The sequence below is a fragment of the Staphylococcus lugdunensis genome, from assembly GCF_001558775.1.
Classification (GTDB): Bacteria; Bacillota; Bacilli; order Staphylococcales; family Staphylococcaceae; genus Staphylococcus; species Staphylococcus lugdunensis.
Map to the genome: position 1 here is coordinate 564,912 of NZ_CP014022.1, position 24,032 is coordinate 588,943.

The 24,032-nt window shown below is 34.9% G+C and carries 22 protein-coding genes; 1 reads left to right on the forward strand and 21 read right to left on the reverse strand.

Translation table 11 applies throughout. The annotated features are described in order from the left end of the window. Nucleotides 1–14: 14 nt before the first annotated feature. The 12 genes from AL499_RS02685 to AL499_RS02740 form a co-directional block, all read right to left on the reverse strand. Nucleotides 15–347 (reverse strand): putative DNA-binding protein, encoded by a 333-nt coding sequence (locus tag AL499_RS02685; RefSeq protein ID WP_002459313.1) that lies wholly within the window; start codon nt 345–347, stop codon nt 15–17. Further along, nucleotides 340–1,563, reverse strand: coding sequence for a signal recognition particle-docking protein FtsY (gene ftsY / locus AL499_RS02690; RefSeq protein WP_002478299.1), 1,224 nt, complete (start codon nt 1,561–1,563; stop codon nt 340–342). The genes AL499_RS02685 and ftsY overlap by 8 nt, the downstream gene beginning before the upstream one ends. Continuing rightward, the gene (smc, locus tag AL499_RS02695; protein WP_002492116.1) at nt 1,560–5,129 is read right to left on the reverse strand and encodes a chromosome segregation protein SMC; all 3,570 of its coding nucleotides are present in this window, start codon (nt 5,127–5,129) and stop codon (nt 1,560–1,562) included. Before smc ends, ftsY begins: the two co-directional genes overlap by 4 nt. 85 nt (nt 5,130–5,214) lie before the next feature. Then, nucleotides 5,215–5,922, reverse strand: coding sequence for a ribonuclease III (gene rnc, locus AL499_RS02700; RefSeq protein ID WP_207754609.1), 708 nt, complete (start codon nt 5,920–5,922; stop codon nt 5,215–5,217). A 142-nt stretch (nt 5,923–6,064) separates the two neighbouring features. Next, entirely contained in the window at nt 6,065–6,298 is a 234-nt protein-coding gene (locus AL499_RS02705; RefSeq protein ID WP_001830184.1) for an acyl carrier protein, read from the reverse strand. Nucleotides 6,299–6,480: 182 nt separating this feature from the next. Then, on the reverse strand, nt 6,481–7,215 hold the full coding sequence (gene fabG / locus AL499_RS02710; protein ID WP_002459317.1) for a 3-oxoacyl-[acyl-carrier-protein] reductase: 735 nt from the start codon (nt 7,213–7,215) through the stop codon (nt 6,481–6,483). Continuing rightward, nucleotides 7,208–8,134 (reverse strand): ACP S-malonyltransferase, encoded by a 927-nt coding sequence (gene fabD, locus AL499_RS02715; protein ID WP_037540432.1) that lies wholly within the window; start codon nt 8,132–8,134, stop codon nt 7,208–7,210. Before fabD ends, fabG begins: the two co-directional genes overlap by 8 nt. Then, nucleotides 8,127–9,113 (reverse strand): phosphate acyltransferase PlsX, encoded by a 987-nt coding sequence (gene plsX / locus AL499_RS02720; RefSeq protein WP_002478302.1) that lies wholly within the window; start codon nt 9,111–9,113, stop codon nt 8,127–8,129. Before plsX ends, fabD begins: the two co-directional genes overlap by 8 nt. Continuing rightward, on the reverse strand, nt 9,106–9,675 hold the full coding sequence (fapR, locus tag AL499_RS02725; protein ID WP_002492927.1) for a transcription factor FapR: 570 nt from the start codon (nt 9,673–9,675) through the stop codon (nt 9,106–9,108). Before fapR ends, plsX begins: the two co-directional genes overlap by 8 nt. Before the next feature lie 115 nt (nt 9,676–9,790). Next, on the reverse strand, nt 9,791–11,836 hold the full coding sequence (recG, locus tag AL499_RS02730; protein ID WP_002492933.1) for an ATP-dependent DNA helicase RecG: 2,046 nt from the start codon (nt 11,834–11,836) through the stop codon (nt 9,791–9,793). A gap of 276 nt (nt 11,837–12,112) precedes the next feature. Continuing rightward, nucleotides 12,113–13,768: a fatty acid kinase catalytic subunit FakA gene (gene fakA / locus AL499_RS02735; protein ID WP_002478304.1), complete on the reverse strand. Its 1,656-nt coding sequence runs from the start codon at nt 13,766–13,768 to the stop codon at nt 12,113–12,115. Between the two features lie 13 nt (nt 13,769–13,781). Next, complete coding sequence (locus AL499_RS02740; RefSeq protein ID WP_002459323.1) at nt 13,782–14,156, reverse strand: Asp23/Gls24 family envelope stress response protein; 375 nt, start codon at nt 14,154–14,156, stop codon at nt 13,782–13,784. 388 nt (nt 14,157–14,544) lie between these two features. Between AL499_RS02740 and rpmB the strand changes: the two genes are divergently transcribed. Further along, complete coding sequence (rpmB, locus tag AL499_RS02745) at nt 14,545–14,733, forward strand: 50S ribosomal protein L28 (protein WP_002459324.1); 189 nt, start codon at nt 14,545–14,547, stop codon at nt 14,731–14,733. 125 nt (nt 14,734–14,858) lie between these two features. Here the strand turns inward: rpmB and AL499_RS02750 are convergent, their stop codons facing one another. From AL499_RS02750 to AL499_RS02790, 9 genes are all read right to left on the reverse strand, one after another. Next, a complete protein-coding gene (locus AL499_RS02750) occupies nt 14,859–15,500 on the reverse strand; it encodes a thiamine diphosphokinase (protein WP_002492934.1) in 642 nt (213 codons plus the stop codon). A 6-nt stretch (nt 15,501–15,506) separates the two neighbouring features. Continuing rightward, nucleotides 15,507–16,151: a ribulose-phosphate 3-epimerase gene (gene rpe / locus AL499_RS02755; RefSeq protein ID WP_002459326.1), complete on the reverse strand. Its 645-nt coding sequence runs from the start codon at nt 16,149–16,151 to the stop codon at nt 15,507–15,509. Then, the gene (rsgA, locus tag AL499_RS02760; protein ID WP_002492929.1) at nt 16,151–17,026 is read right to left on the reverse strand and encodes a ribosome small subunit-dependent GTPase A; all 876 of its coding nucleotides are present in this window, start codon (nt 17,024–17,026) and stop codon (nt 16,151–16,153) included. The genes rpe and rsgA overlap by 1 nt, the downstream gene beginning before the upstream one ends. Before the next feature lie 183 nt (nt 17,027–17,209). Then, nucleotides 17,210–19,213 (reverse strand): Stk1 family PASTA domain-containing Ser/Thr kinase, encoded by a 2,004-nt coding sequence (pknB, locus tag AL499_RS02765; protein ID WP_002492935.1) that lies wholly within the window; start codon nt 19,211–19,213, stop codon nt 17,210–17,212. Continuing rightward, a complete protein-coding gene (locus tag AL499_RS02770; RefSeq protein ID WP_002459329.1) occupies nt 19,210–19,953 on the reverse strand; it encodes a Stp1/IreP family PP2C-type Ser/Thr phosphatase in 744 nt (247 codons plus the stop codon). The genes pknB and AL499_RS02770 overlap by 4 nt, the downstream gene beginning before the upstream one ends. A 6-nt stretch (nt 19,954–19,959) precedes the next feature. Beyond that, the gene (rlmN, locus tag AL499_RS02775; RefSeq protein WP_037540427.1) at nt 19,960–21,054 is read right to left on the reverse strand and encodes a dual-specificity RNA methyltransferase RlmN; all 1,095 of its coding nucleotides are present in this window, start codon (nt 21,052–21,054) and stop codon (nt 19,960–19,962) included. Between the two features lie 2 nt (nt 21,055–21,056). After that, entirely contained in the window at nt 21,057–22,364 is a 1,308-nt protein-coding gene (gene rsmB / locus AL499_RS02780) for a 16S rRNA (cytosine(967)-C(5))-methyltransferase RsmB (RefSeq protein WP_002493084.1), read from the reverse strand. After that, entirely contained in the window at nt 22,361–23,293 is a 933-nt protein-coding gene (gene fmt / locus AL499_RS02785) for a methionyl-tRNA formyltransferase (RefSeq protein WP_002493087.1), read from the reverse strand. The genes rsmB and fmt overlap by 4 nt, the downstream gene beginning before the upstream one ends. Continuing rightward, the gene (locus tag AL499_RS02790) at nt 23,286–23,774 is read right to left on the reverse strand and encodes a peptide deformylase (protein WP_002493109.1); all 489 of its coding nucleotides are present in this window, start codon (nt 23,772–23,774) and stop codon (nt 23,286–23,288) included. Before AL499_RS02790 ends, fmt begins: the two co-directional genes overlap by 8 nt. Nucleotides 23,775–24,032 lie beyond the last annotated feature (258 nt).

The following is a 24,032-nucleotide window of genomic DNA, read 5'->3' on the forward strand; positions in this document are numbered from 1 at the left end:
ATTGCCCTCCTTATTTATTCTAGTTCTTCTAATTGTTCAATATAGTCTTTTACTTTATCTGGTTGATGTATGACTTGCTTCATTTGATAGTATAGTTGACGTCGTTGTTCAAATTTTTCATATAGTTTAAGCTTCTGCTCATAATCTTCTACTAGATCACCAGTTCTTCTTATATTATCATAAACTGCTTGCCTGCTCACTTCAAATGTATCCGCAATTTCGCTTAATGAAAAATCTTGTAAATAGAAGAGTTCCAAGTAATTGCGTTGTTTTTTGGTTAATAATGCTTGATAGAAATCAAATAAATAATTCATGCGTAACGTTTTGACTAAATCATAATCACTCATGGTTATTTCCCTCATTAGCTGCTGTTTCTTGTTGTTGCTCAGGTATTTCTTCATTTTGTTCAATCATATCGGCAAATAAACCATATACATAGCTTTCAGGATTGAAAGGTTGTAAATCGTCAAGTTGTTCACCTAGACCCACGTATTTCACTGGAATATGCAATTCATTTCTAATGGCTAAGACGATACCACCTTTAGCAGTACCATCAAGTTTCGTAAGCACAATACCTGATACATTTGTAACTTCTTTGAATGAACGGGCTTGTGATAACGCATTTTGTCCTGTCGTAGCATCCAGACATAGTAATGCTTCATGCGGTGCACCTGGCACAGCTCTACCAATAACACGTTTCATTTTATCTAATTCTTGCATCAAGTTCGCTTTGTTTTGTAAACGTCCAGCTGTGTCACAAATTAAAATATCCACGCCTTTATTTTTCGCTGCATTAATAGCATCATACATGACAGCTGCAGGGTCTGAACCTTCACTTTGACTTACAACATCAACGCCAACACGTTCTCCCCATACTTTAAGTTGTTGAATAGCGCCGGCTCTAAATGTATCTCCAGCAGCGAGCATTACTTTTTTGCCTTCCATTTTATAACGATATGCTAATTTACCAATAGTTGTTGTTTTACCAACACCATTAACACCAACCATTAAAATAACATTCAAGCGACCATCTTCGAGATTCATCACTTCTGATTGGTCATCCTCTTGATGATAAATTTCGACAATTTTTTCAACAATTACTTCTCTTAAATCAGCTGTGTCTTGAATATTACGTCGTTGTGCTTCCGTACGCAATTCATCAGTTAACTGCATTACCGTATTGAAACCAACGTCAGCAGTGATTAGCATTTCTTCTAAAGCTTCAAAGAAATCTTCATCTACTTTACGATAGCGTGCTATAAGATTATTTAATTGTTCTTGGAAATTTTGTCGTGACTTTTCAAGACCAGCTTTAAATTTAGCACCAATTTTTTGTGCCTCAATTTCTTCAAAGTCTTCAATTGATATTAAGCCATCTTCATCAAAATCAGCTTCGCTCAATTTTCTCGGTTTCTTTTTAGCTGGTTCTGAATCAGCTGGACTATCGGCCGATGTATCTGATGAGAGTTGTTGTTCCTCATCACTTTTATCTGTTAAATCTCTTTCTTTATCATCATTAGGCTTACTAGAAAACTTATCTTTTAATTTTTTAAAAAAACTCATTCTAGTTCCTCCTTCATTACTTCATCTATAGTGTTTAAGTTTACGCTAACTAAATTCGATACCCCAGATTCTTGCATCGTAACACCGTATAGTCTATCAGCATATTCCATCGTACCTTTACGATGTGTAATAACGATAAACTGTGTTTCATCTGATAATTCATTTAAATACCGGGCATAGCGAATAACATTAGCTTCATCAAGCGCTGCTTCAACCTCATCTAAAATAACAAAAGGTGCAGAACGAACTTTCAATATTGCAAAGAGTAAAGCAATCGCACTTAATGCGCGTTCACCACCACTAAGTAAAGATAGATGTTGTAAATTCTTACCTGGCGGTTGCACAATAATATCTACACCTGCTGCTAAATAATCATCTTCGGTCAATTCTAACTTAGCATGCCCACCACCAAATAGCGATTTAAAGACGTTTGTAAAATGTGTTTGCACTTGATGGAATGTTGTCTTAAAGCGTCCTGCAACCTCTTGATCCATTTCTGAAATAATTTGTTCCAGTGTTTCTTTAGCTTCTCTTAAATCAGTACGCTGCTCATTTAAAAAGGTATAGCGTTCATTGAGTTCCTCAAATTGTTCAATTGCATTGATATTGACATGTCCTAGTTCATCGATAGACATTTTTGTAAGTTTAACCTTTTTACGCAATGACTCAATCGGCTCTTCAGCTTTATATAAATCACGTGCACGCTCAACAGTCAATTGATACTGTTCATTAAGGTGTTCAATTGCGTGATTAATCAGCACATCAAGTTTAGATTGCTTTGCTTTAATATCTTGGTAATAACTCTCTATTGATAAAATATCTTGATGATAGCTTTGTAATTGCTGTTCGCTATCTTCAATATTATTATTTAATAATTGTCGCTGTTCTTTAAGTTCCGTTAATTTATCGTTTAATATGGTTCTTTCTTGTTGTTTATCATTGATTTGAGCTTGTAATTTATCAAATACTTCTTGCCCCATCATTTCATCTGAATTAAATAATTTAATTTTGTCAGCAACATTGGCCATTTCTTTTGTTGTTTGTGCTCGTTGCTGTGTGAGACGTTCTAAAGCATCACGTTGCGTTTGAATTCGCTCTTTGATAACTGCAAGATCTGAACGTTTTTGGTTCAATGTTTGCTGTGTTTGAGTCGTTGATGCCTTATCTTCTTTTGTTAATTGCGTATAATGCTCAATGTCATTTTCTAATTGAGTTAACTTTGTTTGTATTGTCTGTAAACGCTGTTGTTTCTCTATTAAGGTTTGACGACTATTTTCACTTCGGTAGCCATCATTTTTCTCAAACTCAAATTCTTCATGTTCATCTTTTAAATGTTGTTCTTGTGTTGTTAAGCGGTCTAATGATAATTCGTAATTGTGTACTTGCGCTTTGAATTGATTAAACTGTTGACTTACTTCTAAATATTGATTACCTAACTGTTCAGTTTGCGATTTCTGTTGTTGTAACGCTTGTTCAAATTGTTGAGTTTGTCTTTCATATTCTTGTAGTTGTCCACGCATTTGACTTAATTCATCTTTTTGGGTCAATATGCTTTTCGTTTTACGAGCGCCTCCACCAGTCATAGAGCCGCCTGGGTTAACAATATCCCCCTCTAACGTCACAATACGCGTACGATAATGAATTTGACGAGCCAAATCATTCGCGTGTTTTAAATTATCAATAATAATCGTGTTTCCTAATAAATTCTCAACAATATTGCGATATGATGCATGAACATTAACCGCATCTGCAGCAATATTCACAAATCCTTCTGCTTGTTGTGCAGTTTGTTTAATTTCTTGCGCAACTCGGCGAGGTTGTATCACATTCAGCGGTAAAAACGTTGCACGTCCTAAGTTACGTTGCTTCAAGTATTGAATTGCATGACGCCCATCTTGTTCAGATGTCACAATAATATGTTGAAGTGAAGCACCTAGAGCCGTTTCTATCGCTTGAGTTAATTGCGAAGGTACTTGGATAACTTCGGCTACAGCACCATGGATTCCATCTAATGCTTTATCTTTCGCTTTTAGCACATGTTTGACCCCATTAAAGAAATAAGTATAATCCTCTTCTTGAATAGCTAAACTATCAATTCTTGACTTTAACTTATCTGTATAACGATAGGCTTGATATAATTGATTCTCTTGTTCTGTTTGACGTTTTTTAGCTTGGGTCATTTGTTGCTCAAGGCGTTTAATTTCATTTTCAGCATGGGTTAACTTTGATTTAGCTTGCTTATATGCTTTTGTAGTTTCTGCCACATCATTTTGTATTTCTTTTAATTGGTTAAACGCTTCTAGTAATCGTGAATCAAGACGTGATTTTTTAGCTTCATTTTCACTAATTGTATGTTCTAAAAAACGAATATCATTGTTGACATCTGATTGTTCAGACATCAAAGCGTAGTAGTCGTTTTTGATGTTCTCTAATTTTTCATCATGTTGTTCATCCGAAGAATATAACTGACTCTCTAACGTTTGAATTATTGAATTTAACTCTTTTTGTTTCTTTTTTAGTGTTTCAAGTTGTTCCTTTGCTTGCTGTTCTTCTATCTTTAGCTTGTCTAATTGTTGTTGCAAATTGTCCTGTTCTTCTTCATAACGGGCATTGGTAGCCGACTGATTCTTTTTGCGCTCTTCAAGTACATTCAATTGACCAGAAAATTTTTCATAATCTTCAGTTGTCTGTACTAAATCTTTATTTAACTGTTCCAGTTGATTGTCTATATGTTGACGAGTACCTTTATATTTTTGTAATTGTTGTTTTACTTGTGCTTGACTGCTTTCCTTTTGAGCTTGTTGACTTTTTAGCTCGTTCAAGCGTCCATCCAACTGCTCATTGTCTTCAGTGTAAGTATCGATATCATAAACAGTAACGATGACATCGCTTTCTTTCATTTCTTTCATCAATTGCAAATATTCTTTTGCGATGGCAGCTTCTTCTTTTAAAGGCTCAACGCGTCCCTCTAAATCATATAGAATATCTTCCACACGTGTGAGGTTATCTTCAGTTTGATCAAGTTTCTGAACTGACTCTGCCTTACGCTTTTTATACTTTAATACACCTGCAGATTCTTCAAGAATTTGACGACGATCTATTGGTTTCGCGTTTAAAATTTCATCAACTCGACCTTGTGAAATAATGCTAAAAGCATCTTTACCTAACCCAGAATCTAAAAATAAATCTACAATATCCTTTAATCTAGCACGCTCATTATTTAAAAAATATTCACTTTCACCACTGCGATATAAACGTCGAGTGACAACGACTTCATCTGCATCTATTTGCAAATCTTTTTTGGCATTATCCAAATGTAGTTTTACTTCAGCAAAATTTTGTGCCTTACGATGTTCTGCACCAGAAAAAATAATATCTTCCATTTTAGAACCACGTAAAGATTTGGCTGATTGTTCACCCAACACCCATTTAATCGCATCGGTGATATTACTCTTACCGCTTCCATTTGGCCCTACGATAGCAGTGACGCCTTTATCAAACTGTACATTTGTATGTTCTGCAAATGATTTAAAGCCAATGGCATCTATTGATTTTAAATAAACCATGTTAATCTCCTTAATCTTTACCTCGTTGTTAAGTTATAAACATAAAGCTTGTTAACAGCTTATTTTAAACATTGTCGAAATGCCATTATTTATGTTGTCGCATAATATGATATGCGCGTTCAGCTGCTTTTTGTTCTGATTCTTTTTTAGTCTTTCCTTGACCATGTGCTATCGCTTGTTGTTCTAATATCACTTCAGATGTAAACAAACGGTGATGTGCTGGCCCTTCTTCTTTAACAAGACGATACATCACATCCCCTTTATTTTGACTATGAACAAATTCCTGGAACTGCGTTTTAAAATCTACAACTCCAATAAGTTCATCATCTTCTACATAAGGGAAAATTACTTTTTCAGCAAAATGCCACACAGCTCCTAATCCTTGATCCAAATAAAGTGCACCGACAAATGCTTCAAAGGCATCAGAAATAAGTGAAGGGCGTGTGCGACCACCCGTTTTTTCTTCTCCTTTACCTAATAATATTAATTGGTTTAATTGAATTTTATTAGCAAATATTACAAGTGAGGGCTCACATACAATTGTTGCACGCATTTTTGTCAAATTGCCTTCCGGTAAGTTCGGATGTTTATCAAATAAATAACGTGAAACCGTCACTTCTAATACCGCATCTCCTAAAAATTCTAATCGTTCATTATGCTCCAAACGATTCATATTAAAATCATTAATAAAGCTAGAGTGAGAAAACGCTTGTTGGTACAATTTTATATTATCAAAATGGATACCTAATTCATTCATCTTTTGTTCAAACCGTTGTCTGAAATCTTTAATCATCTCATCTTTTTTTACGTTAGCCACACAGATACCTCCTAATTCAGTGTATAATAAAACACTTCACTCCCTATTTTAAGTGAATTAAATTAAAAACTAAAGAAAAAATCTGAGCCATCTCCTCGACGACCCAGATGTCATTTTATTATTTTTCAAGACTGTTAATATATTTAACAGCATCACCAACAGTGTTGATTTTTTCTGCTTCTTCATCTGGAATTTCAGTACCAAATTCGTCTTCTAATTCCATTACTAATTCAGCGATATCAAGTGAGTCAGCGCCTAAATCATCTTTAAAAGATGCGTCTTCTGTTACTTTATCAGCATCTACACCTAAACGGTCAACGATGATATCCTTTACTTTGTCGAAGTTTTCCACGTCGATTCACCTCCTTTAAAAAGTCCATTCATAGACTATTACATTTTCCCATTTTAAAAGCCAAAATACAAGCTAAAGTTTTATGGTAATTTTAAAATGCTGCTTGAAATTTAGACATAGTTAAATCTGGTTATTCTACTTAGCATGACGTAAATATTTTAAATGAACATGCGATATATACTTTACATATACATGCCGCCGTTAACATGAATGGTTTGACCTGTAATATATTTAGCTTTATCTGATGCTAAAAAGGCGACAGTATTAGCGATATCAGTATCTTGACCAAATCTAGCTAATGGTATTTGTTGTAGCATTTGTTCTTTAAGATCATCGTTAAGTGCGTCGGTCATATCTGACACAATAAATCCTGGGGCTACTGCATTAACAGTAATGCCTCGTGAAGCAAGCTCACGTGCAGCAGATTTAGTCAAGCCGATCACACCTGCTTTAGTAGCAACATAATTCGCTTGTCCTGGATTTCCTACTGCTCCAACAACACTAGATAAATTGATAATTGCACCACTGCGTTGACGCAACATTTGTGGCGTCACTTTTTGAATACAATTGAATGTACCTTTTAAGTTGGTATCAATCACATCATCCCATTCTTGTTCTTTCATACGCATTAATAAATTATCTCTTGTAATACCAGCATTATTAACAAGCACATCAATCGCGCCAAATTGTGCTACAACTTCTTTTATCATCGCTTTTACTTCATCACCATTTGCTACATTTGCTTGTATCGCAAAAGCATCCACACCAAGTTCTTTTATTTCGGATACGACTTCCTCTGCTTTTTCTTTATTGCCAGCATAATTTACTGCAACATTGTAACCTTCACTTGCTAATTGTAATGCAATGCTTCGTCCAATTCCGCGAGAAGCACCTGTAACTAATGCACTTTTAGCCATTTTGATTCCATCCTTTCACATCTTCTATAGTTTGAATTGACGTTAATTTAACATCTCGGTTAATTTTTTTGATTAACCCTGATAGTACTTTTCCTGGTCCTATTTCAATAAAATGATCGACACCTTGTGCAAGTAACCATTCAATAGATTGAATAAATTGTACTGGTGAATATAATTGCTTAACCATATTCCCTTTAATCACTTGTGCATCTGTCTCACCCAGTGCATTCACATTTTGTACTACTGGGAATTTGGCATTCTGCCATTCAAATCGATCAATATATGTAGAAAATGCATCTTCAATGACCTGCATCATTGAAGAATGAAATGGTCCAGAAACAGCTAAAGGCATTACGCGTTTTGCTCCTAAAGCTTTTCCTTCTTCTACAAGCTTATCTATTAAAGTTTTATGGCCAGATACTACAATTTGTCCTGGACAATTAATGTTTGCTGGTTCGATGATTTCATCTTGTGTAGATAAGGTTTGGCATATGTGGTTTACCTCTTCATAGCTTAACCCCAAGACAGCTGCCATGCTACCTACACCATTAGGAAAAGCTTGAGCCATTAATAGACCACGTTTGCGCACAATTTTTACAGCATCCTCAAAGTCAAGTACGCCGGCTGCCACTAAACTAGCATATTCGCCTAGGCTATGTCCTAACGTATAATCTGCATCAATATGTTCTAATGCATGCAGTAATGCAATACTATGCGTAACAAGCGCGGGTTGCGTATATTCTGTTTGACTTAATTTTTGTTCTTGGTCTGTAAACATGGTTTCGAATAAATCAAAATCCATCACTTCTTGGGATTGATTAAGTATCTTCGTTGCAGCTTCATTATGTTGATATAAATCTTCAGCCATACCAACTTTTTGCGCACCTTGACCTGGAAAAATTATTGCTGTTTTACTCATCGTTTGCACCTACCGTTTCTCGCATTGTTTGCACAATATGTTGTTCCCCTGCAATTTTTGCTTGTCTAATTGCAGAGTAAAATGCTCTAGCATTTGATCCTCCATGTGCTTTGACTACCGTACCATCAAGGCCTAATAGCACTGAACCACCGTATTCGGCATAATCCATTTTTTTAGCAAAATGAGCTAAATCTTTCTTTAACACTAAAGCAGCTAATTTATTTTTAAAGCTACTTAATAATGTTTCTTTTAACATCTTGCCAATTGACTTTGCTGTACCTTCAATATTTTTTAATACCATGTTTCCGGTATAACCATCGGTAACAACAACATCTGTCGTTCCATCCATCAACGTCTTAGCCTCAATATTACCAGTAAAATTAAAACTACCATCATCTTGTAATAATGTATATGATTTTTTCGTTAGGGTATTGCCTTTAGCTGCTTCTGTACCAATATTCAATAATGATACTTTAGGTTCAGCAATACCGCGTATTTTTTGTGCATAAATATTACCTAATTGTGCATATTGCAATAAATGTTCTGGCTTAGCATCAGCATTCGCGCCTACATCCAAGAACACAAATCCTTTACCATTTATTGTTGGCAAAGTAACGACAAGTGCTGGTCGTGCAACACCTTTAATACGTCCAACAATAAATAATCCCGCTGACATTAAAGCACCTGTATTACCAGCAGAAACACAACCATCTGCTTCGCCATTTTTCACTGCTTCAGCCATGCGGACCATAGAGCTATCTTTTTTTCGTTTAATTGCTCTTACAGGCTCATCTTCCATTTCAATTTTTTCCGTACAATGCCTAAATTCTATACGTTCATGATTGAGTGTATATTGTTGCTTATCCCCAAATAGAATGATTTCTAAATCTTTGAAATCTTTAATTGCTTGATCAACTGCTTCTAAAACAATACCAGGTGCATCGTCGCCACCCATCATATCAATTGCAATTTTAACCATTATATTCATCCTCGCTTATATAGAACATTTTAAAATGACCTTTAAAAACTAATATTTCTTTAACATATGATGTAACATCAATATGATAATAGTTTTCACTATGCTTTACCACTTTAGCGCGTGCTCTTACCGTATCATTTAATTTCACTTTCTCGACAAACGTTACATTACTTTCAGATGTTAATACAGTCGGTTTATGAATTAAAGCAACACATAATGAATTCGCTTGCGCAAATAAAATATGTCCTCGTGCGATATTATTCTTTGAAAAGACAGAATCTGAGGCAATATGAATGATTGATTCTGCCTCGATATTGGGATTCATCTTAATGATATCACCAAATATTTCGTTTGCTTCTAGTGATTGTAAATGTTGATAATTTTGTTCTGCAACCAATTTAATTCGCTTGCGCAACTCTGGGATTTTGAGATGTGTACGATCTAGTCGTATCGTCTGTATACTGACGCTGAATTGCTCACAAAGTTCATGATCAGTGATAAAAGGGTTATGCTCAATCGCTTGTTGAATGGCGATGCGTCGTTCATTTTTTTTCAATTTCATGCCATCCCCCCCTTTTATTTAGTACCAAGTCTTAAACATCTTCACATATCATAACATTTTATATTTAAAAAGCTCAACAAATAACCTAAGTTGAGCTTAAAATTTGCATATGTCATTAGTCAAAACTTGTATGCAACAAATGATCTTCTATAAAGCTGCGTAAATGATGATATGTTGCTGTAAAAAATTCACCGGATTGTATTAATTCAGATGCCTCATCTCGGGCAACTTCTAGCATGCGATAGTCTTCAACTACATTGGCAACCATGAAGTCAGGTAAACCACTTTGTTTGACACCGAAAAAGTCACCTGGACCTCGCATTTCTAAATCACGTTCACTTAGCTCAAATCCATCATTCGTCTGTGTCATTATCGTCATGCGTTCAATACCAGTTTCAGTCTTTGGGGAAGCGATTAATACGCAATAACTTTGATGTTCACTACGACCCACACGACCACGCAATTGATGTAATGTCGACAATCCAAAACGATCAGCATCATAAATCATCATAAATGTCGCATTTGGGACATTTACGCCTACTTCAACGACGGTTGTTGATACTAATATATCTATTTGATGACAACTAAATTGATTCATTACGTCGTCTTTATCTTCTGTTGATAATTTCCCGTGTAATAGTCCGACACGTTCAGCTCCATAATAGTGCTGCAGCGATTCATAAATAGCGACAACATTTTGCACATCTTCGAGATGTTCAGAACTCTCAATCAACGAACAAATCACATAAGCTTGGCGACCTTTTTGTAACTCTGAAGTCATTTGATGTAATACTTGTTCGTATTGCTCGTGTTTCGCCCAGCTTGTTTTAATAGGCTTTCGTCCTTTAGGCAACTGTTTAATAGAGGATACGTCCATCTCTCCAAAAACAGATATAGCTAATGTTCTTGGAATAGGTGTTGCAGTCATAAATAAGACATTAGTCATTGCACCTTTTTCTCTCAGTAATTGTCGTTGATTAACACCAAAACGGTGTTGTTCATCAGTGATTACTAATCCTATGTTATTAAACTGAACATCTTCTTGAATCAGAGCGTGTGTACCAATTACACAGTCAATCGTACCTTGTGCTAATTGCTCTAATAACAGCTGACGTTTCTTACCTTTAACCGAACCAGTTAACAGTGCAACATTCACACGTTCACCAAAAAGTTTAACTAAGCTTTCTGCATGTTGCTCAGCTAAAATTTCCGTTGGCACCATAAGTGCAGACTGATATCCAGCTGTTTTTAATGCATACATACAAATCGCAGCAACTACTGTCTTTCCTGATCCTACATCACCTTGCAATAAACGATGCATTCGAATAGGTGCTTTTAAATCTCTAAATATTTCATTCACACTTTGTTTTTGTGCATCTGTTAAATCAAAAGGCAACACATCTATAAAGTCTTTAACTTGCCTTAAATCATAATTAATTTCTATTGCATTATCTGCGGCCTTTTCTAATCGGTTCAACCACTGCATGCGCAACTCAAACATGAACAATTCCGTAAAGGCATATGTACGTCTTGCACGCAATAACGCAGCCTTATCTTTTGGGTGGTGTAAAATTTTAATTGTTGATTCGAGAGATTCTAGCTTATATTTTGCTTTTAGATCCTCAGAAAGCCATTCATGAATTGTCACATCACGAAGTGCTTCACGTATCATATCTCGCATATTTTTTTGTTTAATCCCATCTTTAATACGATAAATGGGTTCGAGTTCGTCCTGTTTACTGTTAGACTGATTAAAGAACATACGGTTACCATTTATTTCTTGCTTAGCACGATTCCATTTCCCTTTAACCGTAACTCGTTGATTTAAGGCGATTTTATTTTTTAAATAAGGTTGATTGAAAAACACACATTTAACAGCAATATTGTTAATCATTAAATGTATCGTTAATTTTGATTTATTACGTCCAAAAAATGCAACGGTTGGCATTGAATAAACTTCACCCTCAACTGTTACCATCGTTTGATCTTCAGCCGTCGATAAATCAACTACTGTATTGTCTTCATAGCGTGTAGGTAAATACAACACTAAGTCACCAACTGAATATATATTTAGTTCATTTAATATTGCTATACGTTTAGGGCCTAGTCCTTTTATATGAGACAATGGATACGGGCTCTCTATTAAATTTACCTTAGTCATATCAATCACCTTATTATATCTAAATTATGACAAGCTTTATTTATATTCGATTCGTTTATTTTTCATATTATTCACTACACTTATGTTACCATCTTATGTTTTAAAATAGAAAGAGAGCGCACAGATAAAAATTCTGTAACACTCTCATCATATGAGTTGACTTATGGATACACATCGTACAAATAATACAAATCTCACTATATATCATTTAAATTGTCAACCGTTCACTAATAAATTATCTTCACATATCTGCAATTGAGAACAGATGGTTACAGACTACTCAACTGATAATAAATAGTTGTATATTGGTTGACCACCATCATGGAGTTCAACCTCTAAGTCTGGATAACTTTCCTCAAGCCATTCCGAAAGTTCATCTGTTACGGCTTGTGTTGCATCTTTCCCAGTTATAACCGTTAAAATTTCGCTATCATCTGTTAGCAATTGCTTTAATAAGCCTTGTAATGCAGCAAATTCATCGGCATCACTAATCACAATCTTATCTTCTGCTAAGCCCATAAATTCATCTTTTTTAATTTCAACACCATCAATTTTAGTGTCTCGAACTGCAAACGTTAAAGAACCAGACTGAATAGTTTCAAGTGCCGTTTCCATGTGCGCCTTATTATCTTCTAATGACGAGCCTTCATCATATTGGAATAAAGCTGCGATGCCTTGAGGAATGGATTTGGTTGGAATTACGATTGCCTCAGCATCAACGATACTTGCTGCTTGTTCACTAGCCATTAGAATATTTTTATTATTTGGCAAAATAATAGCACGTTTACATTGTGACTGTTCGATTACTTTAACAATATCTTCTGTTGATGGATTCATCGTTTGTCCACCGCTAATAATGTGTGTTGCACCCATCGATTTAAATAATTCTGAAATGCCTTCACCCATAGAAATAGTAATAATTGCTGTTTCAACTGTTTCGTGCTTATCTTGTTTCTTTTGATTCCCACTAGCTTCTTTGCGAATTACTTCTCGATGTTGCTCACGCATGTTCTCTACTTTTAGCTTGATTAATTCACCATACTGTTGTCCATAGTTAAAAACGTCACCTGGCGTTTCGGTATGTACATGAACTTTTACAATTTCATCATCGTTAATGACAAGTAACGAATCGCCGAATTTACTCATATCACTTCTAAATTCTTGTTCATCGAACGGCTTTTTGTCTTTGCCAAAGCGCACCATCATTTCTGTGCAGTAACCATAAATAATATCTTCTGTATTAATTACACCATGGAAATCATGTTCCTCATTGACAAATGTTTCTGTATCTAATTTAGGTGCTTGAGCTTCAACTTGCTCACCTTTAAGTCCTTTTAAAAAGCCTTCATAAACACATAGTAAACCTTTGCCACCGCTGTCAACAACACCAACCTCTTTTAGTACTGCTAATAAATTAGGAGTGTTATCCAATGATTTTTTAGCTTCTTCAATTGTATGTGTCATAATTTCAATAATATCACTAGTCTCTTCCGCTTTTGCTACAGCACCCTTAGCAGCATCTTTAGCTACAGTTAAAATTGTCCCTTCAACCGGCTTCATCACTGCTTTATAAGCTGTATCTACCCCCGCTTGAAAACTAGCTGCAAATTGTTGTGCATCTATGACTTTAGCATCTTCGATATTTTTACAAAAACCTCTGAATAATTGAGACAAAATAACGCCTGAGTTTCCTCGTGCACCCATCAATAAACCTTTAGAAAACGTTTTGCCCAATTCTCCAATATTTTGAGAAAGATTATTTTCAACTTCTTCTCTTCCAGACGTTATCGTCAGATTCATATTTGTGCCTGTATCACCATCGGGTACAGGATAAACGTTTAATGAATCTACCAAATCTGCATTATTAGATAAATTTTGTGCCCCTTGTATAATCATATCGGCAAATAATTTACCATTTATTTCGCTAATCATTATGATTGTCCTCCTAAACCTTCTTGCCCTTAGTATTCACTCGTACACCTTGTACAAATATATTAATTGAATTTACCTTTACATTAAGTGCTTGCTCTAATGTATATTTCACTGTAGATTGAACATTATTAGCTACTTCAGAAATTTTCACACCATAGCTAACAATGATATACATATCAACATCTAAAATACCATTGTTTTCATGAACTACAATGCCTTTAGCGTAATTTTCATGACCTAATATTTCAGCAATTCCATCGCGCACTTGCTGTCTGGAAGCCATGCCTACAATTCCATAACTTTCTACGGCTTTACTACCGACCACAGATGCTATTACTTCATTTGAAATATCAATTTTGCCATATTCGTTTGAAATTTCTAATGTCATCTTAAAGTCCTCCTGATTATTGGTTAAATATAAAATGACGCATGCTGAGATGATGGCTAAACATTGTCTTATGACAAGCCATTACATCTCTTTCAACTTGAATTTAACTTGGTCGACAAACTCTGACCGATTCATCTTATTTACTTATTCATTTTGGAACTTTGCTATTTGCTTTAGCTATGTCCTCACATTCACTATACTTTAACTTATCTTTAAAAGTATCATACTATATAACTCCACAGCTAACAATTATATCACAAAAATTTGTAAACGATAGATAATAATGAAAATCAAACGAAATTTTCTTGCTTATATAGTGTGATTATGGTATCTTATTCAAGTATATAAGTATCTAAGTGTATTTATATTTATTAAAGGAGGTACTTTGATGGGTAAACAATGTTACGTAACTGGTCGTAAAGCATCAACAGGTAATCATCGTTCACACGCTTTAAATGCGAACAAACGCAGATGGAACGCTAACCTTCAAAAAGTTAGAATCCTTGTAGACGGAAAACCTAAAAAAGTTTGGGTTTCTGCACGTGCTTTAAAATCTGGTAAAGTTACTAGAGTTTAATAAATATAATGCACACATTAACATGATCATATGTGGTGACCATGTTAATTCACTAGTTTGATTATCTAGTCATAAAGGAGCACATCGTTTTAAGTCGATGTGCTCCTTTTATGTTTACTCTTATGTTAATCATTATCGCGACTTCTTATTTGCAATACTTGTCCTTGATGTATGTCGATCCATGCATATGGATGATTAATTTCATTTGAAATTGTTAAAGTCGAACCAATTTCTAATTGTCGTCGTTCTAAATTGTATTTAAAACCTTCTAATGAAAGTACGACTTCACCGTTGACAGGTATAAATGAAATATAAGGGAAATGTTCATCTTTAGCTATTTTGTGTCGTCCCATTTCCAACAATTGAATGACATTTTGGGCATCAACCATTTTAATAGCAATTCCGTGGCGACGATAATGTTTTTTAAGTAATATCTGAAGTGCTCCCATAAAATGATCTAAACGACCACCCGTAGCGCCATAGATAAAAATATCCGTATAACCATGTGCTACAGCTTGCTCCACTCCCAAAGCTAAATCCGTATCATCTTTCTCTGCTTTAACAGGATGAATATCTAATTTTTCAATTAATTGTTGTCGCTCATGCTCGCTAACTGAATCAAAATCTCCAACCGAATAAACTGGGTTTATTCCATGTTCGACCAATATAAGCGCACCACGGTCAATACCTGCCCACGCTTCATTACGATACTGTTCTAATACACCTACAGGTAAATGTCTATCCGCACAAAGCAAATTGATTTTCATGACGTCTCAACCTTTCAAATCTTGAGTTACAACTGCATAGTCATGATGTTTAAAGAAGTAAGAACCAGCGACAAACATTGATGCACCAGCTTCAGCACACAGTTTAATTGTTTGATCATTAATGCCACCATCGACTTCAATATCAAAATCATAGGAATTGATTGCTTTAAGTTCTGCCAATTGTTGAACTTTTGCAACACAACTTTGAATGAATTGTTGTCCACCAAATCCCGGGTTTACTGTCATCACTAAGACATAGTCAACAATACTTAACACCGGCTTTATCAGTTCTACTGGTGTACCTGGGTTAATTACAACGCCTGCTTTAATATTTTGTAACTTGATGAGTTCAAGTGCACGATGAATATGTGGCGTTGCTTCAACATGAACAGAAATAAAATCGGCCCCAGCTTGAGCAAATTGTTCTATATAACGTTCAGGTTGCGCAATCATCAGATGTACGTCAATTGGTAAAGTAGTCTCACGTCTCACAGCCTCTAATACTGGAAACCCAACCGATATGTTAGGCACAAATTGACCATCCATCACGTCAAAGTGAAGACCATCAACGCCTGCTTGTTCTAGTTTGTGAAGTTCTTGATTTAATTGGCTGAAATCAGCTGATAATAACGATGGATATAATTTTTTCACTAGTATCTTACCTTTCTGTCTGCAATTTCATTATAAAGTTGTAAATAATGATCATATCTAAATTGTGCAATCTTGCCTTCTGATAGTGCAGCTTTTACTTGGCATTGGGGTTCATTAATGTGATTACAATTTCTAAACTTACAATGTTCACCATACTGATTAAATTCTACAAAATAATGTTTGATTTCATCTTTCTCAATATGATTAAAATCTAAAGCACTAAATCCTGGTGTATCGGCAATATATCCTTGATTACGATCAAATAATTCAACATGTCGTGTTGTATGTTTACCGCGATTTAAAGATTTTGAGATATGATTTGTGGTTAATTGTAAATCGGGACGATAGTGATTGATAAACGTCGTTTTTCCAACGCCAGACTGACCACTCAATACGATTAATCCTGATGGCCATTGTTGCATCATTGTTGCTTTATCATCATCTATACCAACAAATTGAGTCATATAACCTATTTGTTTATATATGTTTAATACTTCTTCAATATCTTTAATTTGTTGAGAATTTGCTAAATCTCTTTTTGTTACTAAAATAGATGGATGAAGTTTATAAGAATGTGCAATAACGATAAAACGGTCTAACAATTGTGTTGAAAATTGCGGTTCTACGGCACTCATCACGATAACTAAACCATCAATATTGCTAACTGGCGGACGTTTTAAAGCATTTTTACGCTCTCGAACATGCTGAATATAACCTTCCGTGTTATTTTGTACTTCAAAATCTACAATATCTCCAACCACTGGTGAAAATTTATTTTTTCTAAATAATCCGCGTGGCTTAGTATTAAACCGATCACCATTGACATCTACTTGATACACGCCACTTATTAATTTAACGATGCGTCCTGTTTTCAAACTGACACCTCTCAATTTTTATGATACGAGGTTATTATATCAAAATGCACCATATTAATATATCTGTAATTCACTTATTATATAATATTTTGTTGTCTAGACATTAAAAAAACGGATAAACAAAGTTAACATTATCTTTGTTTATCCGCTAATCATATAATGGTGACTCAACACTTAATGATATTAATAATCCACATCTTTATCCAATACAATTTTATTGTCAACACGCACTGTATAACCTGCCGTTGTTCCTTTTTTTATTTTCAAAGAAATCGTAGTGGTTTTATCATCTTTAATTTTAAAACTTCGTGCAACTTCTGACGCTTTATGGTCCTCATCACGAATGTAAATATCTACTGTTTGGCTTTCATCATCTTTTCCAGAGTATGGAATATCTACTGTTTCAGAATGGGTTTTAACATCATCTGAATCACCATCTTCATCATTTTTATCCTCGTCTGAATCTGTATCTTCGCCTTTTGAAACTTTCAATTGAATCGTCGAACCTTCATCTACTTCTTTATCTTTTGGTGATTGTGAAATGACGTTTCCTTTTTTGACACTATCACTTGCTTCTGTAGTTACTTTAACTTTTAAACCATCTTCTTCTAATTCTTTTTTCGCAGTTGAATAGGCTTTGCCCTCATAATCTTTAACAAATACTTGTCTAACACCTAGTGATTCAATTAGTTCAATATGATGGTCATTAAGCCTTACCTTGCTGTCAGCTGGTAGATTTTGTTTTGCTATCAATCCTTTAGCCACTGTGCGACTGTAATCTTTTTTGATAGAGATATGATTCAAACCTAATGACTTTAATTTTTCTTGGGCTTTTGCCTTTGTCATTCCAACAACATAAGGCATTGTGACCTTTTCAGGACCTTTTGATAAAACAATATCTACTGCATCACCTTGATTGATACGTGAACCTGCTTCTGGCTTAGAGTTAATGATTTGATTTTCCGCATACTTATCACTATAACTTCTAGATATATTGCCTAACTTCAAATGTTTCTCTTTGAGTAATTGTTCTGCTTCTTTTTCCGTTTTACCACTTAAATCTGGTGTTTCTTCATATTTATCTCCAAAGACACCCCATGCGATAAAACCAGCTAAACTAGCAATTAATAATATTATGATTAAAGCAATTAAAAACTTTTTCCCTTTTGACGATTTTTTCTTTTGAGGAACAAAAACATGCTCCTCTGCTGATTGAAATTGTCGTTGATTTACAATAGGTATTTGCATTGTTTGCGCAATTTTACCTTTATTGTCAGATTCTTTCATTTTACTTTTAATATCATTTTTATCGATAGCCAATGTTTTTACAGTTTCTTCTTCGTGTTGATATTTATCCTCATTTGCACGGCTATCGATAAGTGCACTACTCAAATCATCCGTCATAGCTTGTATATTAATATAACGATCGCTTACATCTTTTTCCGTCGCTTTTAAGATAACATTGCTAAGTGCTTGAGGTACATCTTGTCTAATATCTGTAACGTTCGGAATTGCATCTTGGATATGTTTAATTGCAATACTAACTGCCGTTTCTCCATTAAAAGGTGGCTCACCAACTAACATTTCATACAATACGATGCCAATCGAATATATATCGGTTGATTCATCTGTTGGCTCACCTTTTGCTTGTTCTGGTGATAAATATTGCACGGTACCTAATACGTGATTTGTTTGAGTTAATGATGTCTCACTTAGCGCTTTTGCAATCCCAAAATCAAATATTTTTAGTGTTTTATTTTTATCGATTAAAATATTTTGGGGTTTAATATCACGATGAACAATTCTTTTATGATGCGCTTCCTGAATTCCATTCAATATTTGTTGCGTGAACTGAATTGCAGTATCAATGTTAAGTGGCCCGTGTGTATGTATATATTCAGATAACGTTGGTCCATCAATATATTCCATAATTAAATAGAAACAATCGTCTTCTTCATCAACATCATAAACATTGACGATATTTTCACTGAAAAGTTGCGTCGAGTTATTCACTTCACGCTCGAAACGGCGAAGAGTTTCTTCCTTTTCGTTTGGTGGAATAGAAATTGCCTTAATCGCTACTTGACGTTCAAGAATCATATCTTCAGCCAAGTAAACCATACTCATTCCGCCGCCACCAAGCTTATCAATCACTTTATAACGATCACTAATTATTTTTCCGATCATACTTTGTCACCTTCTATAGCTGCAAGAATTACACTTATGTTGTCTCTAGATTGATAATCAAGTGCTAATTGTATGAGCTTATTTCCTAACTGTTCTATAGTTAACTCTTCTAAAAGCGCATCCTTGATTACGTCATTTCTTATATAATCTGTCAATCCATCAGAGCATAATAATAAATAATTATAGTAATTGATTCGCTTAAAATAAATATCAGGTGTCACATGTTTATCTGTTCCCATTACACGTGTAATAATATTTTTTTGCGGATGATGAAATGCTTCTTCTTCAGTAATTTGACCTGTCATCACTAGATGATTAACAAATGAATGATCCTGTGTAAGCTGTTCTATCTCTCTTGAATTGACGACATATGCTCTTGAATCTCCAATGTTAGCAATAACGACTTTTTTCTCAAAAATCAAGGCACAGACACATGTCGTCCCCATGCCTCTATATCCTGGGTCTTCTTGTGCATAATAATATAATTCGAGATTAATTTGTTTTAATGTTGTACGCAACCACGTTTCAGCTTGAGACTCTTCAATCAAATTTTCTTGTTCAAAACGCGCTTGAAGTTCATTTGTTACAAACTGACTCGCTATTTCACCCGCTTGGTGACCACCCATACCATCACATAATACTAACAATTGCTGATGCGTTTTATTTAAAAATATACCACCAGCATCTTCATTTTTATCTCTATGTTGACCTGTATCAGTGAAAAATTGTGCGTTTAGCATTGTCTCTTACCTCGTTTCTACTTGTCGTTCCTTTGCTCTTAATTGACCACATGCAGCATCAATATCTGAACCTTGTTCTCGTCTTATTGTAGCATTTACACCCAATCTTTTTAATTCTTTTTCAAACTTAAAGATATCATCTTTTGATGTTTTTACATAATTTCGCTCTGGAACATGATTGACTGGGATTAAATTAACATGACAGTTTAGATTTTTAATTAGATGTGCTAATTCTCGTGCATGTTCAAGTTGATCATTGACGCCACCAAATAAGCCGTACTCAAATGTAATACGTCGGTTTGTTTTTTGTTGATAATAACGGATGGCTTCCATTAATTTATCAACATTATAAGCGCGATTGATTGGCATTAATTTAGAGCGTACATCATCTTTCGCAGCATGCAAGCTTACAGCAAAGTTAATTTGAATTTCTTCATCTGCAAAGTCATAAATGCGCGGCACAATTCCAGAGGTAGATACCGTAATGTGACGTGCACCAATGTTTAGACTATTATCATCATTAACTATTCGTAAAAAGTCCATCATTTCATCGTAGTTTTCGAATGGTTCACCAATGCCCATAATTACAATTTGTGATACTCGTTCCTCTGTTGCATCGAGCGCTTTTTGTACTGTAAGTACTTGTGACACTATTTCTCCAGCCTCTAAATTACGTTTTAAGCCACCTAAAGTAGACGCACAGAATGTACACCCAATGCGGCAGCCCACTTGTGTTGTTACGCATACAGAGTTGCCATAATCATGACGCATTAATACGGTTTCTATTGTATAACCATCTTGCAGTTCAAATAGAAATTTAATAGTGCCATCTTTACTTTCTTGTTTAACCACTGTCGTTAATGTCGTTATAACAAAATGATCTGCCAGTAGTTTACGCAAATCTTTGGATAAGTTAGTCATTTCTTCAAAAGAATTAACCCGCTTTTGATATAACCATTCATAGATTTGTTTCGCTCTAAATTTTTGTTGCCCCTGCTCAACTAGCCATTGTTGCATTTCATCAAAACGCAACGAATAAATCGATTGCTTATCAAAATCAGGTAAAAACTTATTCTTCTTCTTTTTTTGAGTGGTTATCATGCTTAACTTTCCTTTCTTTTTATCTTCGTGATAAAGAAGCCATCTGAATTAAAATCTTGTGGCAAAATTTGAAGGGTTTTGATTTGCTCACCTGTTTGTGGGTGTATCATTGGCTCAAATTCGAAATCTTTATTTTCCTTTAAAAAACTATAAATTACATTTTCATTTTCTAATTGTTCAATAGTACAAGTTGAATAAATAATTGTCCCACCAGGTTTTAAATGATGTTTTACATTATTTAAAATGTTTAATTGCAAGTCTACTAGTGCTTGTGTGCCTTCTTTGGATTGCGTATATTTAATTTCTGGCTTATGTCTCAGCACTCCTAAACCACTACATGGTGCATCCACCAAGATTTTATCATACATCTCTGTATATGGTTGAGTTGCATCATGTTGAAATGCATGTACGTTGTTTAAGCCTAATTTTTTGATATTATATTTTATTAAATTAATTTTATGTGCATGGATATCTGTAGCATCAACACTCCCTGTTGGAGCTAAAATTTCTGCCATTTGACATGCTTTACCACCAGGCGCACTACAAGCATCTAACACTTTATCATGTGCTTGTAAATTTGCCAATTGTGCTACAAACATAGAACTTTTATCTTGTATGGATATTAAACCTTCTTTAAATGCACGTGCCTCAATAACGGGGCGTCCTTGTATATGCAAGCAACTTAATATATCAGAATCCTTTGTAACCGTGTACCCGTCTTGTTCTAATGCATCAATAATATCATTTATTGACGCTTTAACAATATTAGCCCTAACAGTCGTCTCTGTGGGTGTGAGCAATGCTTGGCCTATACGATGCGTTTGAGCTAGGCCATAATGAGTTACCCAATGATCAACAATCCATTTAGGCAAGCTATATGCAATTGACATTCGCTTCTTTTCATCAGTTATATCATCCACATTAGGTAAATCACTACGCATTATCTGACGTAAAATAGCATTAACAATATTACCGTTGTGTGGCCCACCTCTATGTTTAGCTATTTCAACAGCTTCATTGATAATCGCATGATTAGGTACTTTATCTAAATAAACATATTGATAGATGCTCATCCATAGTAATTGTCGCACCCAGCCTTTAATTTTCGTTTGTACAAAAGGTCTCAAGTAATAGTCTAGTGTGAATTTTCGTTTAATTGTTCCGTATACAAGTTCAGTGTATAACCCTTTATCAACAGCTGACAAGTCTTGAGAGCTAAGCACATCATTGATTTCTAAGTTACTATAAGCCCCTTCATTCAATATCGCATGGATACTATCTAGTGCATGGCGTCTTACAGATTGTGTCATATTAATTTCTTCCCAACTAAAGAGGTTTGAACACCACTTAAGTAATTTGAAACGGGCATACGTTTTTTACCAGCCAACTGCATATCCGTTATTGCAATAGCATCATCTGATTGCGTACCAACAATGATTGCTTGCTTTGTTGTTGCAATGATTGTTCCTGGTTCCCCAGCTTTATTTTTAATGATATGTGCAGCAAAAATTTTCATATTTTTATCATCCATTGTAGTATATGCAACCGGCCATGGTGCAAGTCCTCTAATATGGTTATGAATCTCTTGAGCGTTGCGCTGCCAATCAACACGTTCGTCGGCTCGACTAATATTTGAAGCAAATGTTGCCTTAGAATCATCTTGAGGAATACTCTGATTCTTTCCTTCTAAAATGTCCGGCAATGTTTTTTGTAATAAATCTGCACCTAAAATGCTTAATTTATCATGCATAGTACCAACGTTATCATCTTCAGTAATACCAATAGCTTGTTGCGCAATGATATTACCAGCATCAAGCTTTTTCACCATGTACATAATGGTTATACCCGTTTCTGTTTCACCATCAATAATGGCTTGATGGATTGGTGCGCCTCCTCGATATTTAGGTAATAAGGAGGCATGAACATTGATTGCACCATATTTAGGTTTTTCGAGTAATACTTCTGGCAATAACTGACCAAAAGCTGCAGTGACAATTAAATCACTATCCAACTGTAATAATGCTTCCAACTCTTCAGAACCTTTTAACTTTTCTGGTTGATAAACTGCAATATCATGTTCGAGCGCCACTTTTTTTACAGGTGGTGGTGTCAGTACACGTTTTCTACCTACTGGACGATCAGGCTGAGTAACAATGGCAATCACTTCATGTTCCTTGATTAACATTTCTAATATTGTCGTTGAAAAATCTGGTGTGCCCATAAATATGACTTTACTCATTATCAAAATACGCCTCCACTTCTTTGTCAGTTAAAATTTTTTGTGCTTTATTTGTAAATGCTATGCCATTCATTTGGTCAATAATGTGTTGCATCATGCGTGCCACATCATCATAAGCCGTTAATTCTAGAGTATTTCCCTGTACATCATAACTTTGAACCACAATCATCTGACTACGTGCTACTTCACCATAAATGCCGGGTAAACTAATAGAGCCTTCAAGATCAATGACCTGTTCGTCAGAAGCTTTTATAATAGTAGGATTGATAAGTTGTAATAAACCTTCCATTTCCATATCAACGATAGCCACTTGCTTATCTATCCCTATTTGAGAAGCGCATAAAGCTGAAGCTTCTTGTTGATATAACGTGTCTTCAATATCTAACAATAGTTGTGTTAATGGTTTATCAAACTCAGTCACTCTTTGTGCTTTCCTTTTTAATAAAGGATGCGTCGATTTGATTAATGGTTTAACTGTCATGTATAGACTCCTCTTTAAAATTCATCATATCATTATAACTTATCTAACAAGAAATTGCGACCACTGTTCAAATAACACCATCCATTTTAACATATGTCTTTAACCTGAAATGAATTATTTCTTAAATGCGTTGATTATTGTTCCACTTAAAACAAGCGAGCAGGACAGAATTCATTATGAATTCGTAGTCCCGCCCCGGAAAAGTTGACTAGGATTGAAAAAAAGCTTGATATAAGTGTATTTTCAATCCAATCAACT

Excerpts from the sequence above, each read along its gene's own strand:
- AL499_RS02685 (WP_002459313.1), bottom strand. The coding sequence starts at position 347 with ATGAGTGATTATGATTTAGTCAAAACGTTACGCATGAATTATTTATTT.
- ftsY (WP_002478299.1), bottom strand. The coding sequence starts at position 1,563 with ATGAGTTTTTTTAAAAAATTAAAAGATAAGTTTTCTAGTAAGCCTAAT.
- smc (WP_002492116.1), bottom strand. The coding sequence starts at position 5,129 with ATGGTTTATTTAAAATCAATAGATGCCATTGGCTTTAAATCATTTGCA.
- rnc (WP_207754609.1), bottom strand. The coding sequence starts at position 5,922 with ATGATTAAAGATTTCAGACAACGGTTTGAACAAAAGATGAATGAATTA.
- fabG (WP_002459317.1), bottom strand. The coding sequence starts at position 7,215 with ATGGCTAAAAGTGCATTAGTTACAGGTGCTTCTCGCGGAATTGGACGA.
- fabD (WP_037540432.1), bottom strand. The coding sequence starts at position 8,134 with ATGAGTAAAACAGCAATAATTTTTCCAGGTCAAGGTGCGCAAAAAGTT.
- plsX (WP_002478302.1), bottom strand. The coding sequence starts at position 9,113 with ATGGTTAAAATTGCAATTGATATGATGGGTGGCGACGATGCACCTGGT.
- fapR (WP_002492927.1), bottom strand. The coding sequence starts at position 9,675 with ATGAAATTGAAAAAAAATGAACGACGCATCGCCATTCAACAAGCGATT.
- recG (WP_002492933.1), bottom strand. The coding sequence starts at position 11,836 with ATGACTAAGGTAAATTTAATAGAGAGCCCGTATCCATTGTCTCATATA.
- fakA (WP_002478304.1), bottom strand. The coding sequence starts at position 13,768 with ATGATTAGCGAAATAAATGGTAAATTATTTGCCGATATGATTATACAA.
- AL499_RS02740 (WP_002459323.1), bottom strand. The coding sequence starts at position 14,156 with ATGACATTAGAAATTTCAAACGAATATGGCAAAATTGATATTTCAAAT.
- rpmB (WP_002459324.1), top strand. The coding sequence starts at position 14,545 with ATGGGTAAACAATGTTACGTAACTGGTCGTAAAGCATCAACAGGTAAT.
- AL499_RS02750 (WP_002492934.1), bottom strand. The coding sequence starts at position 15,500 with ATGAAAATCAATTTGCTTTGTGCGGATAGACATTTACCTGTAGGTGTA.
- pknB (WP_002492935.1), bottom strand. The coding sequence starts at position 19,213 with ATGATCGGAAAAATAATTAGTGATCGTTATAAAGTGATTGATAAGCTT.
- AL499_RS02770 (WP_002459329.1), bottom strand. The coding sequence starts at position 19,953 with ATGCTAAACGCACAATTTTTCACTGATACAGGTCAACATAGAGATAAA.
- rlmN (WP_037540427.1), bottom strand. The coding sequence starts at position 21,054 with ATGATAACCACTCAAAAAAAGAAGAAGAATAAGTTTTTACCTGATTTT.
- rsmB (WP_002493084.1), bottom strand. The coding sequence starts at position 22,364 with ATGACACAATCTGTAAGACGCCATGCACTAGATAGTATCCATGCGATA.
- fmt (WP_002493087.1), bottom strand. The coding sequence starts at position 23,293 with ATGAGTAAAGTCATATTTATGGGCACACCAGATTTTTCAACGACAATA.
- AL499_RS02790 (WP_002493109.1), bottom strand. The coding sequence starts at position 23,774 with ATGACAGTTAAACCATTAATCAAATCGACGCATCCTTTATTAAAAAGG.